The organism is Microbulbifer sp. ABF4_143, assembly GCF_056160225.1.
In genome coordinates, this window is the sequence record NZ_JBSWWT010000006.1 from 1 (window position 1) to 17755 (window position 17755).

A 17755-nucleotide genomic window follows, 5' to 3' on the forward strand; every position below is an offset into this window, starting at 1 on the left:
GGAGCGGGGGGGGGGGGAGGGGGGGGGGGGGGGGGGGGGGAGGGGGGGTGAAGGGGGGGGGACTACACGACGAGGGCGGGAGGAGTGTTCCCCCCTCGTGAACCCCCCACCCAACCCCCCCCACCCCACCCCCCCTCCCCCCCCCCCCCCCCCCCCCCCCCCCCCCCCGCTCCTACAGGGAAATTGAGGAAGTATTCTACCCGATGGGCCGATCCAAGAGCAGCCACCGCTGGCTGCGCGAACATTTCAACGACCACTACGTCAAACAGTCCCAGAAGGAGGGCTACCGCTCCCGTGCCAGCTACAAGCTGCAGGAGCTGCAGAGCAAAGACCGCCTGTTCAAGCCGGGTATGACGGTGGTGGATCTGGGCGCGGCGCCCGGCGGCTGGTCCCAGGTGGCGATGGAACTGGTCGGTCACAGGGGGCGCGTGCTGGCCTCCGATATACTGCCGATGGATCCGCTGGCCGGGGTCGAGTTTGTGCAGGGGGACTTTACCGAGGAATCGGTGCTGAACCAGCTGCTGGAGCGCCTCGGCGAGGACAAGGCGGACCTTGTGATTTCCGATATGGCCCCCAATATGAGTGGTATCCGCGACGTGGATCAGCCGGCCTCGATGTACCTGGTGGAGCTGGCGGTGGATATGGCGCGCCAGGTGCTGAAGCCCGGCGGCGCCTTCGTCGCCAAGGTGTTCCAGGGCGAGGGGTTCGACGAGCTGATCCGCGATCTGCGCGGCAGCTACAACAGTGTGGTGACCCGCAAACCCGGCGCATCCAGACCCCGTTCCCGAGAGGTCTATGTGGTGGCCCGGGGCTTCAAGGGCTGAGGTTGATGACCTGGCCGTTTCAGGCCGATGCTCCTTGTATGGTATAAGCGTCTCTGTGCCGCCCCGGGCGGTGAGGCGCAGCGCCCGCTACCCGGGGCGCAAAGACACCGCGCCTATACTGGTGTGAACGCCCAGTGTGGGCCGGTATTGAAAGTGAGAGCGAACGCGAGAGGGCTATCCCTTTGAACGATATGGCAAAAAACCTGGTGCTGTGGTTGATCATCGCGGCGGTGCTGCTGATGGTTTTCCAGAACTTCAAACCGCAGTCACGGGATGAGGCCCTCAGCTATTCCGACTTCGTGCAGGATGTGCAGTCGGGCCAGGTCAAAAGCGTGATTGTCGACGGTCTGGTGATCACTGGCGAAAAGGCCGACGGCAGCCGTTTCAAGACCATTCAGCCGCAGATAATCGACGACGAGCTGACCAACGAGCTGGTGCGCAGCAATGTGCAGTTCGTCGGCCGCGAGCCCGAGTCCCCCAGCATCTGGCAGCAACTGCTGGTGGCCAGCTTCCCGATCCTGATTATCATCGCCGTGTTCATGTTCTTTATGCGCCAGATGCAGGGCGGCGCCGGCGGCCGCTCCGGCCCCATGGCGTTCGGCAAGAGCAAGGCGCGCCTGCTGGGCGAGGACCAGATCAAGACCACCTTCGCCGACGTGGCCGGCGTGGACGAGGCCAAGGAAGAGGTGCAGGAGCTGGTGGAGTTCCTGCGCGATCCGTCCAAATTCCAGCGCCTGGGCGGCAATATCCCCCGCGGTGTGCTGATGTGCGGCCCGCCCGGCACCGGTAAGACGCTGCTGGCCAAGGCCATCGCCGGCGAGGCCAAGGTGCCTTTCTTCTCCATTTCCGGCTCCGACTTCGTCGAGATGTTCGTCGGCGTGGGCGCATCCCGCGTGCGCGATATGTTCGAGCAGGCCAAGAAGCAGGCCCCGTGCATCATCTTTATCGACGAGATAGACGCGGTCGGCCGCCACCGCGGCGCCGGCGTCGGCGGCGGTCACGACGAGCGCGAGCAGACGCTGAACCAGCTGCTGGTGGAAATGGACGGTTTCGAGGGCAACGAGGGCGTGATCGTCATCGCCGCCACCAACCGCCCGGACGTGCTCGACCACGCGTTGCTGCGCCCGGGCCGCTTCGACCGCCAGGTATTCGTCGGCCTGCCGGATATCCGCGGCCGCGAGCAGATCCTGAAGGTGCATATGCGCAAGGTGCCGCTGGACGACAAGGTGAACGCGCAGACCATCGCCCGCGGCACCCCCGGATTCTCCGGTGCCGATCTGGCCAACCTGGTCAACGAGGCGGCGCTGTTCGCCGCGCGCGCCAACAAGCGCACCGTGACCATGGAGGAGTTCGAGCGCGCCCGCGACAAGATCATGATGGGCGCCGAGCGCAAGTCCATGGTCATGAACGAGAAGGAAAAGGTGAACACCGCCTACCACGAGGCCGGCCACGCGATCATCGGCCGCCTGATGCCGGAGCACGACCCGGTACACAAGGTCACCATCATTCCCCGCGGCCGCGCTCTGGGGGTCACCCAGTTCCTGCCGGAGGAGGACAAGTACAGCCTGTCCAAGCGCGCGATCGAATCGCAGCTGTGCTCCCTGTTCGGCGGCCGCATTGCCGAGGAGATGACCCTGGGCGCAGACGGCGTCACCACCGGCGCGTCCAACGATATCGAGCGCGCCACCGAACTGGCGCGCAATATGGTCACCAAGTGGGGCCTGTCCGAGAAACTCGGCCCGCTGCACTACGGCGAGGACGAGAGCGGCCAGCCGGGTCACGGCAATCCGGTATCCGGCAAGACCTCCGCCGAAATCGATGCGGAGGTGCGCCGCATTATCGACAGCTGCTACGAGCGCGCGCGCAAACTGCTGGAGGAGAACCGCGATATTCTCGAGGCGATGAAAGACGCGCTGATGGAATACGAGACCCTGGATGCGGAGCAGGTGGACGACCTGATGGCGCGGCGCAAGGTGCGCCCGCCGCGGGACTGGCACGACAGCGATTACGGCGGAGGCCCCGGCAAGTCCAGCGGCGAGGCCGGCACCGACGAGGCCGAGAAGCCCATCGGCGGCCCGGTGAGCGGTCACTGAACCGGGGGCCCCAGGCCCCGCCACCCTGTAGGAGCGGCCCATGGCCGCGATCAGACTCAGATCGCGGCCATGGGCCGCTCCATGTATTCACAGCGCCTCCGGCCCTACACTAACCACCCGCACGCAAATAACCACTTTTCGCTATGCATCTCACCTGCGGCAAACACACACTCGACCTGTCCCGCCCGGTTGTTATGGGCATCCTGAACACGACTCCCGACTCCTTTTCCGACGGCGGCAGCTACTACGCCGGCGGCGCCCTGGACCTGGACCTGGCGCTGCGACGGGCGGAGCAGATGCTGAATGAGGGCGCGGCCATCATCGATGTCGGCGGCGAGTCCACCCGCCCCGGCGCGGCGCCGGTCTCCGAGCGGGAGGAGCTGGAGCGGGTGGTGCCGGTGGTGGAGGCTATCGGCGCGAAACTGGGCGCGATCATTTCCGTCGATACCAGTACGCCGTCGGTGATTGCCGCATCCGCCGCCGCCGGCGCCGGTATGATCAACGACGTGCGCGCGCTCACGCGCCCCGGCGCCCTGGAAGCGGCGGCGGCCACCGGCCTGCCCGTGTGCCTGATGCATATGCAGGGCCAGCCGGGCACCATGCAGCGGGCCCCGCACTACGACGACGTGGTGGCGGAAGTGGACGCTTACCTGCAGGAGCGGATGCGCGCCTGCGAGGATGCCGGCATCGCGCGCGAGCGGATCATCCTGGATCCCGGTTTTGGCTTCGGCAAGAACGACGAGCACCACCTGGCGCTGATGCGGAACCTCCGTGCGCTGGCGCCGTCGGATATCCCGCTGCTGGTGGGGGTGTCGCGCAAGTCGATGATCGGCCGGCTGCTGAACCGCGAGGTCCAAGAGCGCCTGCCGGGCAGCCTGGCCCTGGCCCTGCTCGCCGCCCAGCGCGGCGCGAAGATACTGCGCGTACACGACGTCGCCGCGACGGTGGACGTGCTCAAGATGCAGCAGTTGGTGGACGGCCCGTAATAATTGTCGGGCCTCGCGGTTGATCTGCAGGGGCGGACACTAGGTTCGCCCCCGCGTAAAAAAACATCAGAAGAGAAGTAAAAAATGGCGAGACAATATTTCGGAACCGACGGCATCCGCGGCCGCGTGGGTGAGGGAGCCATCACTCCGGATTTCATGCTGCGCCTCGGTTACGCCGCCGGCAAGGTGTTGGGGGCTATGGCCGGCAGCAAGCGCTCCGGGCGCCGCAGCATCCTGATCGGCAAGGACACCCGCGTGTCCGGCTATATGTTCGAGGCGGCCCTGGAGGCCGGGCTGATCAACGCCGGCGTCGACGTGGGCCTGCTGGGCCCGATGCCCACCCCGGCCATCGCCTATCTGACGCGCACCTTCCACGCCCAGGCGGGTATCGTTATCAGCGCGTCCCACAACCCCTATCACGACAACGGCATCAAGTTCTTCAGCGCCGACGGCAGCAAGCTGCCGGATCAGGTGGAGCAGGAGATAGAGGCGGCCCTGGCGCTGCCGATGACCACATCGCCGGACCTGGGCAAGGCCAGGCGCATCGACGACGCGGCTTCGCGCTATATCGAGTTCTGCAAGGCCTCGACGCCCTGGGGCTTCTCCCTCGAGGGCATGAAGATTGTGCTCGACTGCGCCAACGGCGCCACCTATCACATAGCCCCGAAGGTCTTCCGCGAGCTGGGCGCCGAAGTGGTCAGCATCGGTATCGCGCCGGACGGCCTGAATATCAATCTCGATTGCGGCTCCACCAAGCCTCAGCAGCTGCAGAAAACGGTACTGGAGCAGGGCGCCGATCTGGGGATCGCCTTCGACGGAGACGGCGACCGGGTGCTGTTCGTGGACAAGAACGGCGAACTGGTCGACGGCGACCAGTTGCTGTTTGTGATCGCGCTGCACCGCCAGCAGTTCCTCGGCGGCTGTACCGGCGTGGTCGGCACCCTGATGAGCAACTACGGCTTCGAGCTGGCCCTGCGCGAGCGGGAGATCCCGTTCGAGCGCGCCAAGGTGGGCGATCGCTATGTGCTGGAGAAGATGCACGCCAACGGCTGGACTCTCGGCGGCGAGTCCTCCGGCCATATCATCTGCGCCGATGCGACCACCACCGGCGACGGTATAGTGTCCGCCCTGCAGGTGCTGCGTGCGGTATCCGACTTCGGCGAGCCGCTGCACCAACTGAAGGCGCGGATGAATATGCTGCCTCAGCATATGATCAATGTGCGCCTGACCCACCGCGACGGCGTGCTGGATCACGCGGACGTCAAGACCGCGGTCAGCGAGGCCGAGCGCCAGTTGGCGGACAGCGGCCGGGTGCTGCTGCGCCCGTCCGGTACCGAACCCCTGATCCGGGTTATGGTGGAGGGGCGCGACCGCGCCCAGGTGGAAAAGCTGGCCGCCCAGATTGCCGCCGTCGTGGAGAGGGTGGGCGCCTAGCGCAGGGCCCGCCGCAGCCCACCGGCTGCGGCGGAAGGTGGATTTTCTGTTGTATGTTGGCGGCAATATCGCTAAGATTTGCGCCCCTTGAAGGAGCACACATGCGCACACCGCTGGTAGCAGCTAACTGGAAAATGAACGGCAGCCGCGAGTTTGCCGAACAGTTTTTCGCGGCGCTCGATCTGGACGGCGCGGCTTGCGAGACAGTGATCTGTCCGCCCTTCCCCTACCTGCCGCTGGTTGCGGCAAAGGCGGAATCCGGCTTTGCGCTCGGGGCGCAGAATGTCAGCGAAGCGTCCTCCGGGGCCTTCACCGGCGAGGTGTCCGCGGGCATGCTGCTCGACTGGGGTGTCCGCTACGCGATAGTGGGTCACTCTGAGCGCCGCAGTCTCTACGGTGAGAGCAGTGCCGTGGTGGCGCGCAAGTTCCTCGCCGCCCAATCCGCAGGCCTGATTCCGATCCTCTGTGTCGGCGAGACGCTGCAGGAGCGGGAAGGCGGAAACACGCTGGACGTGATCGCCGCGCAACTGGATGCGGTTGCACAGGCCGCCGAGGGGCGCGATGTCTGGAGCCGGGCGGTGGTCGCTTACGAGCCTGTCTGGGCTATAGGCACAGGCGTGACCGCTTCCCCGGAGCAGGCGCAGGAGGTGCACCGGTTTATCCGCGCGCGTCTGGGCGAAGCCGGCGCCGGAGTGCGGATCCTGTACGGCGGCAGTGTGAAGGCGGGCAACGCCGAGGCGCTGTTTGCACAGGCGGACATAGATGGCGCGCTGGTGGGCGGCGCCTCGCTGGACGCGGAAGAGTTTGCCAAGATTTGCCGCGCTGCCGCTTAACGGCGCGATGGCGAAAGCAGAGAACACTGAATAACGGGTTCGCGGAACCCCGGCAGAGAGTTTCCAGACAATGGAAAAGTTGGTTTTAATCGTTCATATCCTGACCGCGCTCAGCATTATCGGCCTGATCCTGCTGCAGCAGGGCAAGGGTGCTGAAGCGGGTGCCTCCTTTGGTGCCGGCGCGTCGCAGACCGTATTCGGCAGTCAGGGCAGCGGTAACTTTTTTTCCCGCTTGACAGCCATCATGGCTACCGTATTCTTCGTCACCAGTCTCGGCCTGGCCCTTCTGGCCAAGCAGGGTGCCGAAGCGGATATCGACGCGGATCTGCCGCAGATTCCGGCGGCGGTCGAGCAGCCGGTCCCGGGCGAGCTGCCGGAAATCGACAGCGACGTACCCGGTGATATCCCGCAGCTGGACGCGGCGCCGGAGGCGGGTGATGTCCCGGAGGCTCCGGTGAGCAAGACGCCTTCTGAAGAGGCGCCCGCCGAGGAAGAGGATCAGCAGTAACAGTTTTTAGCCCAGGTGGTGGAATTGGTAGACACGCTATCTTGAGGGGGTAGTGAGCCTAGCTCGTGCGGGTTCAAGTCCCGCCCTGGGCACCATCTTCAAGGCACCCGCGCAAGCGGGTGCCTTTTTTTGTGCTTTCCAGTCTTGTCCCGCCGCGATCCGTTCCTGCCGGACGCGCCGGCGGCGTCTTCCTGTCTGTTGTCGGTTCGGCAGACTCCTTCCGGTCGAATAATTTCGAGTGCGTCTCAATTTGGAAAATTCCTGCCGGCGAATTGTCTAGGCGTTCACCTTTTCGTGTCGCAGTGTGTGCCACTTTGAACGGCGTGCCTGCGCGGGATTTTTTCGCGACTGCATTCCTCCGCGGGGCTGTAAACAATCCTCGAGGCCGGATGCGTGAGATATGACCTGTCTCACATTTGGCCGCACCCCGATTGCAATACAATTCCGCTGGCTGAAAGTCCCCTGTTTACAGGTGTTTCCCGACGGCCCGTCCGTGGCCGCAGCGTCGCCGGCGCTTATTGTTAGAGGTAGGGTCAGAGGTAGATAACATGGTCAGAATTCTACAGATAACAATTTTGTTGCTGCTGGCGGGCGCCGTTCACGGGCAGGATGTGAGCCGCGACGATATCCGCGGTCTCGACGAGCAGATCCAGGACGTCAAGAAAGACGTGATCGATTTGACCGCCGAGCTCCGTCAGCTGGAGGAAAAATTACTCTTCCCCTCCAATACCCAGGTCTCATTTTTTGTGTCGCTCGCGGATGCGCAGGCTTTTGATCTAGAGGCGGTGCAGCTCAAGCTCAACAACGAGATAGTTGCACACCACCTCTACACCTTCCGCGAGATAGAGGCGCTGCAGAAGGGCGGTGTGCAGAGAATCTATACCGGTAACGTGCAGACCGGCAGCCACCCGCTCGAAGTGAGTTTTATCGGCAAATCCCCGTCGGGCAGGGAATACCGGGCCAGCGCCAGCTACAAGGTGGAAAAGGCCGTGGGTCCCAAATTTGTCGAAATCAAGATTGCCGGGTCCGAGTCTGCGATTAACTTCAAGGACTGGTAACCATGGCTTTCCGTCTGGTATCCGCCCGACGCCGCGCCCTGCCGGCAGGGTTGCGCTCGGCCGCAGCCATTTGCTGGGCCCGCTCCCTCGGTTTGGGAGTGCTGGCCGGCGCCTTCTTTTCCAGCGCCGCCGCGGTTGAAAACAGGGAAAAACTCGAGGATCTGTTCTTCGGTGAGGCCATGTTCCAGGCCTACCAGGAGAATTATTTCGATGCGATCGTCGGCCTGGATACGGAGCTGAACCAGTATCGCCGCCTGGACGAGCCGGAGCTGGATCCCTTTACCGCGCACCTGGGGCAGGCGGAATTCTCCGTGGGCGACCTGGAACTCTCCTACCGTATGCACCGCGAGGCCGGCCGCGCGATCGAGGCGGTGCTGAAGGGCAATGTGCCGCAGCCGGTGCGCAACGAAGCCGCCTACCGCCTGGCAAAAATCCACTACCACAAACAGCAGCCCCGCAACGCGCTGCACGCCCTGGAGATGATCGACGGGCCCGTGCCGGAAAGAGTGCGCGCGGATGAGCAGTTCCTGCGCGCCCGCGTCTACATGGAGCTGGGCCGTTTCGAGGAGGCGGTGGCACTGCTGCGGGGCCTCAAGGGCGAGGCGTCCCTGGACGGCTTTGTGCAGTACAACCTCGGCATAGCGCAGCTCAAGGCGGGCGAGGAGGAGCGCGGCATTCTGGAGTTGACCGCCCTGGGCAAGAAGCGCAGTTCCGACCCCGCCAAACAGGCGCTGTACGACAAGACCAACCTGCTGTTGGGCTCCCGTCTGATGGAGGCGGGGCAACTGGATCTGGCCAGGCCCTATTTCGACCGCGTGAATCTCGAGGGGCCCTTCTCCAATCGCGCCCTGCTCGGCGCCGGCTGGGTGGAGGCGAAAGCCGGCCGCTACGACCGCGCGCTGGTGCCCTGGAAGCTGCTGCAGGAACGCAAGAGCACCGACGCCTCGGTGCAGGAGGCGTTACTGGCCGTGCCCTACGCCTACGGCAAGCTGGATGTGCACAGCACCGCGGCAATCAACTACGGCCGCGCGCTGGAATCCTTCGGCAATGAGATCGATATCCTCAGCGCTTCCATCGAGAGCATCCGCGAGGGGAAATTTCTCGAGGCGCTGCGCCGCAAGGAGGCAACCCAGGTCAAAAACTGGGTAGTGGCACTGCGCGAGCTGCCGGACGCCCCGGAGACCCACTACCTGCTCGACCTGATGGCTTCTAATGACTACCAGGAATTCCTGCGCAACTACCGCGATTTGAACGACCTGTTCGAGCGCAACGAGGAGTGGCTGAAGAGCCTGGCGGCCTACGAGGACATCATCGAGTTACGCCGCAACTACTACGAGCCGCTGCTGCCGGGACTGGACCGGAAATTCCGCGAATTGGATGCGCGCATCAAACTGCGCGTCGAGCAGCGGGACAAGTTCGCCAGCCGCATCGAGCAGATGCTGGTCACCCGCCGCCCCGAATACCTGGCCACAGCCGAGGAGCAGGAGGCGCGCCTGCGGCTGCAGCGGATGCGCGGCCTGTTCGCCGGCGGACCCCGCCACTACAGCGAGGAAGCCGAAGCGCGCATCGCGCGCCTGGAAGGCGTGCTCAACTGGCGTTTGGCGACCGAATACGATCAGCGCCTGACGGAGGCCTACAAGCACCTGCAGGAGCTGAACGAAGAGATAGCGCAGTTGCAGACTGTCTATCAATCCTATGTGCGCAGCCGCCAGGCCGCCACCCACAGCTATACCGGTTACAACGACGGCATCCGCCGCCTGCGCGCGCAGATTCAGGCCGCCCAGGGCAGGCTGGAAACCCTGATGGCGCGGCAGGGCAATATGCTGGAGGCCCTCGCGGTCCAGGAGCTGGACCGCCGCCGCGCGCAGCTGGAGAGCTATCAGATCAAAGCCCGCTTCGCCCTCGCGGACAGCTACGACCGCGCCAACGAGCTGCAGGAGCGGCGCGCCGACCAGCGCAAGATAGAGCAGTACCGGGCCAACCAGCCTGAGGCGCTGCCGCAGGACAACCCGCCGGAACTGGAAGCGCCCGTGCAAGAGGGGGGAGACTCGTGAAATTGCCGCAGCCTCTCTCTGTAAGATCCGCGTATCGGGAGCAGCGGGCTCAGGCCCGCCCCTGCGGGGTGCTGCAACTTGCGACCGCGGCCTCCATGGCCCTGCTGCTGAGCGCCTGTGCGGTCAACAGCGGCAAAACCATCGGCAGCCTGCACAGTGTCGATATCGAAATCAAAGAGGAGTATATCGACGGCAGTCTGGAGAAGGCGCTCGCCAGCTACCAGAAATACCTGCAGGAAACCCCGGAATCCAGCCTGACGCCGGAGGCGATGCGCCGGATCGCCGACCTGAAGATCAAGCAGGCCCACCGAGCGGAAGATACGGTGATCGATGTGGCCGCCAGTGCCGCCGGCAGCGGTGCCGCGGTCGCGATAGACGCGGAAAGTGCCGCGTCGGCGAAGCGCTTGGACGCCCCGGCGCGCGCCAGTGCGCCGCTCGAGTCGGCGCCGGCGGCCCTCGCGGATAATTCCGCAAGCGGCCCGCGGGAGTCGGACAGCGATTTCGAGGCGCGCGCGACCGCCGGTATCGATATCGCATCCAGTAGCGCCGCGCCGGAGTTGCCCGGCGGTGACAGCGAGGCGCTGCTCTCCGCCAATGCCCGCGAGGCCATCGACCTGTACCGCAAGTTGCTGGCCAAATACCCGCTATACGACCGCAACGACCAGGTGATGTACCAGCTTTCCCGTGCCTACGAGGAGACGGGGCAGATCGAGGCCGCGGTGGACGTATTGCGGCAGCTGGTTGCCAGCTACCCGAACTCGCGCCATATCGACGAGGCCTATTTCCGCCTCGGCGAATACTATTTTACGCGCAAGAAATACCTGGACGCGGAGGAAGCCTACGGCAAGGTCATCGAGCTGGGCGTCGCCTCCAGTTTCTATGAGCTGGCGCTGTACAAGCGCGGCTGGTCCCTGTTCAAGCAGGATATGTACGAGATGGCGCTGGATGACTATATCGCCATGCTCGACTACAAACTGTCCAAGGGCTACGACTTCGAGCAGCAGAGCAACGAGGTCGAGCGCAAGCATGTCGAGGACACCTTCCGCGTTATCAGTCTGAGCTTCTCCTACCTGGGCGGAGCCGACTCCATCGTCGACTACTTCTCCCGCAAGGGCGCGCGCGACTACGAGTCCCTGGTTTACAGCAGCCTCGGCGAATACTACCTGGACAAGCGCCGCTACCAGGATGCGGCCAAGTCCTACAATGTGTTCGTGGAGCGCAATCCGCTGCACAAGGTATCTGCGGACTTCTCGATCCGCGTGATCGAGATATACAAGAAGGGCGGCTTCCCCAAACTGGTACTGGACGCGAAGAAGGAATTCGCCACCACCTATGCGCTCGACGCCGAGTACTGGAACGTTTTCGATATCAACGAATACGGCGAAGTGGTCGAGTTCCTGCAGAGCAACCTGATCGACCTGGCCAGCCACTACCACGCCGCCTATCAGAACAAGAAGCTCAAAGACAAAAAGGCGGAGCACTACCGCGAGGCGATCCACTGGTATCGCAGCTATCTGCACTCCTTCAGCGACAAACCCCGCGCGCCGGAGATCAACAACCAGCTCGCGGGCCTGATGCTCGAGAACCGCGACTTCCTCAACGCCGCGCGGGAATACGAGCGCACCGCCTACGACTACCCGGCGCACAAGGATTCCAGCGAGGCCGGCTACGCCGCCGTCTACGCCTACCGCGAGCACCTGGCGAACAACCTGAAAGAGGCCCCTGCGGCCGAACGCGCCCCCCTGCTGCGGGAGATCATCCGTTCCTCGCTCAAATTCGCCGACACCTTCCCGCAGCACGACAAGGCGCCGAGAATCATGGTGGGCGCAGTGGAGGAGCTCTACGGCCTGAAGGACTTCCCGCAGACGATCCACAACGGCCGATTGTTGCTGGAGAAGTTCCCGGCGGCGGAACAAGAGATTCGCCGCTCCGCCTGGATGCTGGTCGCGCACGCCTCCTTCGACACCGAGGCCTATGTCGATGCGGAGTCCGCCTACGGCGAGGCCCTGGCACTGACCGCCGCGGACGCCGAAGACAGGGCCGGCCTGGTGGACAACCTGGCCGCCTCCATCTATCAGCAGGGCGACCTGGCGCGCAAACAGGAAGATCACGCGACGGCGGCGAGCCACTTCCTGCGTATCCGCGAGGCGGCGCCCGGCGCAACCCTGCTCGCCACCGCCGAATACGATGCGGCGGCCGCGCTGATCGTGCTGCAGGACTGGACACGGGCCGCGTCGGTGCTGAACGGCTTCCGCCGCAACTTCCCGCAGCACCAATTGGCCAAAGACGTCACCAAGAAGCTCGCTGTCGTCTACCAGGAAAGCGGTGAGCTGCTACTGGCGGCGGAGGAGTTCGAGCGCATAGAGCGGGAATCGGATGATGACGACGTGCGCCGCGAGGCGCTGACCCAGGCGGCCGATCTCTACAGTGCGGCCAAGGAAAGCGACCGGGCCCTGAAGGTTCTGCGCCGCTACGTACAGCTCTTCCCGAGCCCGATGGAGCCGGCGCTGGAGACGCGCCAGAAAATTGCCGATCTGTACAAGGCCGCCGGCGAGCAGAAGCGCTATATGGATGAGTTGCGGGAAATGGTGCGTATCGAGCTGCGCGGTGGCAATGCGCGCAACGACCGCACCCGCTACCTGGCCGGTAACGCCGCGCTGCAGCTGGCGGAACCGAAGTTCGAGGCCTTTACCCAGGTGCGTCTGGTGGCGCCGATCGAGCGCAACCTGAACGAGAAGCGCCGGCGCATGAAGGCGGCCATCGGCGCCTACACCGACTTGATCGACTACCAGGTAGCGGACGTAACCGCCGCGGCCACCTTCTACCTGGCGGAGATCTACTACCACTTCAGCCAGGCACTGAAGGACTCCGAGCGCCCCGGTAATCTGAGCCCGCTGGAACTGGAAGAGTACGAGCTGGCCCTGGAGGAGCAGATCTATCCCTTTGAGGAAAAGGCCATCTCGGTGCACGAGAAAAACGTCGAACTGCTGGGCATGGGTATCTACAACACCTGGATCGACAAGAGCATCGGCAAGCTCGGCGCACTGGTGCCCGCGCGCTACGCCAGGGCCGAGGAGGCCGGTGAATACATCCAGAGTATAGTGCCTCTGCCGCCGGCTCCGGAGCAGGCCAGCGCGGCCGATACCCTGTCCGGCGGTGAGGGCTAAGGGGTTATGAAAATGTCTGCAATGGGAAAACTCGCGCAAAAACTGGCGGCGCTGTCGATGGCGCTGCTGCTGGCCTCCTGTGCCGGCACGCCCAGCGGCGGTGGGCGGACGACGGACTACACCTCGGTGCGGGTATCCGGCAGTGTGAACCGCGATTTCGAGCGCTCGCTGGAGTATCTGCGCGAGGAAAACTTCCCCGCTGCAATCGAGTTGCTGCAGTCGGTGATCGAGAGAGAGAAGCGCCTGCCGGCCCCTTACGTCAACCTCGGCATCGCCTATTACAAGAGCGGCGATGAAAAGAATGCGGAGGAATCCCTCCTGCAGGCGCTGGCACTGGACGATACGCACCCGGTGGCGACCAACGAGCTGGCGGTGCTCTACCGCAAGCAGGGGCGCTTCGCCGAGGCGCGGGAAATCTATGTGAATGCGCTGGCTAAAAATCCCGATTACCTGCCGCTGATTAAAAACCTGGGCATATTGTGTGATCTCTATCTGCAAGATCTGCAATGCGCTCTGGCACAATTCCAGCAGTACCTGAGCCTGGAGCCGGACGATAAAGATGTGAACATTTGGATGGCGGACTTGAAGAGGAGGGCCGGCCAGTGAAGATACCGGGTAAAGCCGCCGCGATTTATCTCGCCGCGACAGTCGGAATACAGGCTGTCTGCGCGCAGGCGCAGTCCGAAAGCGCCAGTGAGAAAAAAGTCGATACAAAAGTGAAGGAGCTCTCCGGTATCTCGATTATCGGCAACAAAGAAGCGCCAAAGTCACTCTACATAGTGCCCTGGAAGAGTTCCGAAGTGGGGGTGGAGAGCGATCTGGTCTCCAGCCTGATGGACGACACACTGAAGCCCCTGGACAAGGACGTGTTCATGCGCGAGCTGGAATTCTACCAGCTGAGTCTTACAGGCGATTGATATTCCACCTGTAGGAGCCTGCTTGCAGGCAAACATGCCGGGAGAAGCATGGGATCCCAAATGATTCATAGGATGGGCAAAGCGAAGCGTGCCCACCACCCAAAGATTCAACAAAATTACTGCGGTATTTATAAAGAGGGTTTGTGATGGACTTTTTTAACAGCGTAATCGCGTTCTTCCAGACAGGTGGTACCTTCATGTACCCCATTCTGGTCGTGGCCGCCTTGGGTGTCGCCGTGGCGACCGAGCGCTATATCCGCCTGATCTACGAGCGCCATACCAATCGCGCCATGTGGGACAAGCTGCAGCCGATTCTGGCCTCCGGCGACTTCGATCGCGCGCGCAACCTGGTCAAGCAGGACAATTCCAGCGTGAGCAAATTGCTGGGGATGGGCCTCGCACGCCAGGGCACGGTGCGCCGCCGCGAGGATATCGAGATCGCGATGGAAGAGAGCATGATGGAGATTATTCCGCAGCTCGAGAAGCGCACCCCCTATGTGGCCCTCTTCTCCAACATCGCCACACTGCTCGGCCTGCTGGGCACCATTATGGGGCTGATCGAGGCCTTTACCGCGGTCGCCAACGCCAACCCGGCGGAGAAGGCCGACCTGCTCTCCGCCAGTATCTCGGTGGCGATGAATACCACCGCCTTCGGTCTGATGACCGGTATTCCGCTGCTGGTAGTGCACGCGCTGCTGAACTCCCTGACCGGGGAGATTATCGACAGCCTGGAAATGGTTTCCGTCAAGGCGCTGAACCTGATCTCCACCGCCACGCGCCGCCGCTACGAGATAGACGTGCCGGCCGCGGACAAGGCCGCTGCCGAGAATAACGCCGAAGAGACCACCGCCGAGAAAAGCGATGGCGAGGAAGACGAGCGTGCCATCGCTGAGAGCACTGCCGAAGAACAGCAAGTGGAAAAAGTGTAATGAGACGGCGGCGCCACGCGAGAGAAAAAGACGCTCCGGAACTGGATATCACCGCCTTCCTGAACCTGATGGTGGTGCTGGTGCCGTTCCTGCTGGTGTCAGCGGTATTTTCGCGGGTCACCATCCTCGAGCTGAACATGCCGAGCGGTGCCGGCGGCGGCGCGCCGGACGATCCCACCGTGACCGTTGAGGTTGTGGTGCGCAAGGAGGCGCTGGAAATCAGCGACGGCGAAAAGGTGATAGCCCGCTTTCCGAACCTGAACGCCGCCGGGCAGGGGGCGGAAGCCGAGGCGCAGGCAGAGGCAGCCGATGCCGTGGAGGAAGGCGAGGAGCGGGTCGTACCGCCGACTGAAGAGGTCTACGACCTGAAGAAACTGAGCCAGTTCCTGTTGCAAGTGAAGGGCAGCTACCCGGACAAAACCGATTCGATACTGCTGATGGAGCCGGATATCGCCTATGAGCATCTGGTCGGCGTTATGGATGCCGTGCGCGGCGCCGACGTGCGCCCGGAAGGCAGTGACCCGGATGATCCGGAGGCGGTCGAGCATGTGGTGCTCTTCCCGGATATTTCCATAGGAGATGCGCCGTGAAACACGAAAGCCGACGCATGAAGCGCATGGCCAGGAGCCACAGGCGCAAGAAAACTTCGGGTATGAACCTGACATCGCTGATGGATGTATTCACCATCCTGGTGTTCTTCCTGCTGACCAATACCTCCAGCAACGAGGCGCTGGAGCCGCCGAAGGTCATCACTCTGCCGGATTCGGTCGTGGAGACCAAACCGCGGGAGACGGTGACCCTGATGGTGACCGATACGGAGATCCTCGTTGAATCCAACTCGGTGATCGCCACCGAGGAGGTCATCAACAGCGAGGAGACGGTGATCGAGGCCATCAAGCAGGCGATGATTGCCGAAATGGGCAAGGCGCTGCTGATCAATAAGGTGGATGAAGATGCCTCCGAAGCCGGGGGCGAAGCATCACAGCAGCAGCCGCCGGAGGTCAATATCCTCGCAGACAGGACAATCCCGTTCAGCCTGCTCAAGAAGGTGATGTCCAGCTGTACCGATGCGGGATACACCAAGGTCTCTCTGGCGGTTATTCAGAAAGCATCTCAAGGTTAATGGAAGTTTGTGAGTAATTTTCTTCAACAACAGCGGGCGATCAGCGGCGAACTGGAAGCGGTTCGCCGGCGCATGCACGCGCTGGAAGGCGAGCGGCAGCGGATAGATGCCAAACTGGAAGAGCTGCGCAAAGACGGCGTCAAGCACCAGTTGCTCGACGAAATTTCCGAGCGGCTCGCCAAGCTGGAAGAAGTCGGTGCCGGAGAGCTGTTCTGGGCCGAAGACTACCGCGAGGACGCCTCCAGGGCGATCGTCCGCCGTATCCAGCACACTGTAAGCGTCTATAACGCCAGTCTCGACCAACTGCAGGGGCGCCGCAGGCGCCTGCTCGAGCAGATCGAGGACTGTCGGGATGAAATCTTTGAACTGGATGAGCGCGCCGAAAACCTCCGCCGCGAGGAGGAAGAGGCCCAATTCGAGTTCGAGGTAACCCGCGAGTTCGAGCCGCCGGAATACCGGCCGATGGTGATGCCCTGGCACACCCAGGGCGAGGACGAGAGGCGCTTCCGCCGCTGCCTGTTTGCCTCCCTGCTGGTGGCCCTGCTGCTCGGCTATATGGTGCCCCTATGGACACTGCCGGAGCCGGACAAGGACGAGGTGGTGGAAATCCCCGAGCGCCTGGCCAAGCTGGTGATCGAGAAGAAGACCAAGCCCAAGCCGCCGCCGGAACCGGAGAAGCCGAAGCCCAAAACCGAGGAGAAGAAACCGGAGCCCAAGCAGCAGGTCGCGCAGGCGGATCCCAAACCCACCAAGGCGGAAAAGAAGGAAGCGCGCAAGAAGGCCGAGCGCGCCGGTGTGCTGGCCTTCAAGGACAACTTCCAGGATCTTATCCAGGACGACCTCGACAACCGCCTGGGCCAGCGGACACAGCTCAGCACCGCGGGCAAGAAGGAGAACCGCAGTCAGCGCTCGCTGATCACCGCGGCCGCGACGGCGGGCAGCGGTGGTATCAACACCGCCGAGCTCAGCCGCAATGCCGGCGGCACCGGCTCGGCGCTCGCCGGCGTGGCCTTCTCCCGGGTGGAGAGCTCCATCGGCACCGAGGGCGACTTCGCCGGCGAGGATCGCCCGCTCAGCGACGGCGTGGGCCCGTCCCGTACCGACGAGGAGATCCAGATCGTCTTCGACCGCTACAAGGCCTCGCTGTACCGCATCTACAACCGCGAGCTGCGCAACAACCCGGCCCTGCAGGGCAAGATGGTCCTGAAGATCACCATCGAACCGGACGGCTCTGTGTCGCTGGCGAAAGTCGAGTCCAGCGATATGGATTCCCCGGCCCTGAACGCCAAGATCGTCGCGAGGGTGAAGAGGTTCAATTTCGGTCCCAAGGCCGGAGTCCCGACCATCACCATCCTCTACCCGATCGACTTCCTCCCCGCGGCCTGACGGCCGCATAGCCCCCCTCTCCCGTTTGCGGGGGAGGGGAAGGCCGGGAGCGCCCAGCTGGCGCTCGGCAAACGGGTCGCAGACCCGCTGTAGCAGCGGCCGTTGGCCGCGATCAATCCCGCCGCCTCCAGCGAGGCAAAGGTGTTCACCAACAACCGAGAGCGGCCTCAACTCCCGCCCCGATACCCTCTGCCCATCACTTAATAATCCACCTCAAGTTCCGCTGAGAACCACTTGGCAAACCTGAAAAAAGTTCCCTGCCAGGCCGCTATTTATGACCTGCTTCACGGCTGCCCGGTGCACTTCTGAATAAAGTTCGCCCACCGGGGAGTGTCTGCCCGGTGTCGGCGCCGTGGGCGCTGGAGTCAGGAGTTTCAATCGAGAATGGCGGCTGATAAGTGACGATGATGTCGGAAGTAGCTGGGCGGAAATCTTTAAAGAAT

The 17755-nt window shown here is 63.4% G+C and carries 15 protein-coding genes and 1 tRNA gene; all 16 read left to right on the forward strand.

The annotated features are described in order from the left end of the window. The first annotated feature begins 203 nt into the window (after positions 1-203). The 16 genes from rlmE to ACXAF3_RS06170 all read left to right on the forward strand — a co-directional run bounded on the left by rlmE (position 204) and on the right by ACXAF3_RS06170 (position 17312). Complete coding sequence (gene rlmE / locus ACXAF3_RS06095) at positions 204-824, forward strand: 23S rRNA (uridine(2552)-2'-O)-methyltransferase RlmE (protein ID WP_475111405.1); 621 nt, start codon at positions 204-206, stop codon at positions 822-824. 191 nt (positions 825-1015) lie between these two features. Beyond that, a complete protein-coding gene (ftsH, locus tag ACXAF3_RS06100) occupies positions 1016-2917 on the forward strand; it encodes an ATP-dependent zinc metalloprotease FtsH (RefSeq protein WP_475111569.1) in 1902 nt (633 codons plus the stop codon). 143 nt (positions 2918-3060) lie between these two features. Then, complete coding sequence (gene folP, locus ACXAF3_RS06105; protein ID WP_475111406.1) at positions 3061-3903, forward strand: dihydropteroate synthase; 843 nt, start codon at positions 3061-3063, stop codon at positions 3901-3903. An 84-nt stretch (positions 3904-3987) separates the two neighbouring features. Then, positions 3988-5337 (forward strand): phosphoglucosamine mutase, encoded by a 1350-nt coding sequence (gene glmM, locus ACXAF3_RS06110; protein ID WP_475111407.1) that lies wholly within the window; start codon positions 3988-3990, stop codon positions 5335-5337. Positions 5338-5438: 101 nt separating this feature from the next. Beyond that, positions 5439-6170, forward strand: coding sequence for a triose-phosphate isomerase (gene tpiA, locus ACXAF3_RS06115; RefSeq protein WP_475111408.1), 732 nt, complete (start codon positions 5439-5441; stop codon positions 6168-6170). A 70-nt stretch (positions 6171-6240) separates the two neighbouring features. Continuing rightward, positions 6241-6678 carry a preprotein translocase subunit SecG gene (gene secG, locus ACXAF3_RS06120; RefSeq protein WP_475111409.1) on the forward strand — a complete coding sequence of 146 codons (438 nt, stop codon included), beginning with the start codon at positions 6241-6243 and terminating at the stop codon, positions 6676-6678. 9 nt (positions 6679-6687) lie between these two features. After that, positions 6688-6773, forward strand: a tRNA-Leu gene (locus tag ACXAF3_RS06125). Between the two features lie 453 nt (positions 6774-7226). Beyond that, entirely contained in the window at positions 7227-7736 is a 510-nt protein-coding gene (locus ACXAF3_RS06130) for a hypothetical protein (RefSeq protein ID WP_475111410.1), read from the forward strand. A 2-nt stretch (positions 7737-7738) separates the two neighbouring features. Then, positions 7739-9790, forward strand: coding sequence for a tetratricopeptide repeat protein (locus ACXAF3_RS06135; protein ID WP_475111411.1), 2052 nt, complete (start codon positions 7739-7741; stop codon positions 9788-9790). Between the two features lie 95 nt (positions 9791-9885). Next, positions 9886-12957, forward strand: coding sequence for a tetratricopeptide repeat protein (locus ACXAF3_RS06140; RefSeq protein WP_475111412.1), 3072 nt, complete (start codon positions 9886-9888; stop codon positions 12955-12957). Between the two features lie 12 nt (positions 12958-12969). Further along, on the forward strand, positions 12970-13563 hold the full coding sequence (locus tag ACXAF3_RS06145) for a tetratricopeptide repeat protein (RefSeq protein ID WP_475111413.1): 594 nt from the start codon (positions 12970-12972) through the stop codon (positions 13561-13563). Beyond that, positions 13560-13874, forward strand: coding sequence for a hypothetical protein (locus tag ACXAF3_RS06150; protein WP_475111414.1), 315 nt, complete (start codon positions 13560-13562; stop codon positions 13872-13874). The genes ACXAF3_RS06145 and ACXAF3_RS06150 overlap by 4 nt, the downstream gene beginning before the upstream one ends. Positions 13875-14020: 146 nt before the next feature. Next, positions 14021-14803 carry a MotA/TolQ/ExbB proton channel family protein gene (locus tag ACXAF3_RS06155; RefSeq protein ID WP_475111415.1) on the forward strand — a complete coding sequence of 261 codons (783 nt, stop codon included), beginning with the start codon at positions 14021-14023 and terminating at the stop codon, positions 14801-14803. Further along, entirely contained in the window at positions 14803-15393 is a 591-nt protein-coding gene (locus ACXAF3_RS06160; protein ID WP_475111416.1) for an ExbD/TolR family protein, read from the forward strand. The genes ACXAF3_RS06155 and ACXAF3_RS06160 overlap by 1 nt, the downstream gene beginning before the upstream one ends. Next, a complete protein-coding gene (locus ACXAF3_RS06165) occupies positions 15390-15926 on the forward strand; it encodes an ExbD/TolR family protein (protein WP_475111417.1) in 537 nt (178 codons plus the stop codon). The genes ACXAF3_RS06160 and ACXAF3_RS06165 overlap by 4 nt, the downstream gene beginning before the upstream one ends. Positions 15927-15935: 9 nt before the next feature. Beyond that, on the forward strand, positions 15936-17312 hold the full coding sequence (locus ACXAF3_RS06170; RefSeq protein ID WP_475111418.1) for an AgmX/PglI C-terminal domain-containing protein: 1377 nt from the start codon (positions 15936-15938) through the stop codon (positions 17310-17312). Positions 17313-17755: the final 443 nt, after the last annotated feature.

Bases quoted from the DNA above. Each gene is read 5' to 3' on its own strand.
- rlmE (WP_475111405.1), top strand. From the start codon at position 204: ATGGGCCGATCCAAGAGCAGCCACCGCTGGCTGCGCGAACATTTCAAC.
- tpiA (WP_475111408.1), top strand. From the start codon at position 5,439: ATGCGCACACCGCTGGTAGCAGCTAACTGGAAAATGAACGGCAGCCGC.
- ACXAF3_RS06140 (WP_475111412.1), top strand. From the start codon at position 9,886: ATGGCCCTGCTGCTGAGCGCCTGTGCGGTCAACAGCGGCAAAACCATC.
- ACXAF3_RS06130 (WP_475111410.1), top strand. From the start codon at position 7,227: ATGGTCAGAATTCTACAGATAACAATTTTGTTGCTGCTGGCGGGCGCC.
- ACXAF3_RS06135 (WP_475111411.1), top strand. From the start codon at position 7,739: ATGGCTTTCCGTCTGGTATCCGCCCGACGCCGCGCCCTGCCGGCAGGG.
- ACXAF3_RS06145 (WP_475111413.1), top strand. From the start codon at position 12,970: ATGTCTGCAATGGGAAAACTCGCGCAAAAACTGGCGGCGCTGTCGATG.
- folP (WP_475111406.1), top strand. From the start codon at position 3,061: ATGCATCTCACCTGCGGCAAACACACACTCGACCTGTCCCGCCCGGTT.
- ftsH (WP_475111569.1), top strand. From the start codon at position 1,016: ATGGCAAAAAACCTGGTGCTGTGGTTGATCATCGCGGCGGTGCTGCTG.
- ACXAF3_RS06160 (WP_475111416.1), top strand. From the start codon at position 14,803: ATGAGACGGCGGCGCCACGCGAGAGAAAAAGACGCTCCGGAACTGGAT.
- secG (WP_475111409.1), top strand. From the start codon at position 6,241: ATGGAAAAGTTGGTTTTAATCGTTCATATCCTGACCGCGCTCAGCATT.
- glmM (WP_475111407.1), top strand. From the start codon at position 3,988: ATGGCGAGACAATATTTCGGAACCGACGGCATCCGCGGCCGCGTGGGT.
- ACXAF3_RS06155 (WP_475111415.1), top strand. From the start codon at position 14,021: ATGGACTTTTTTAACAGCGTAATCGCGTTCTTCCAGACAGGTGGTACC.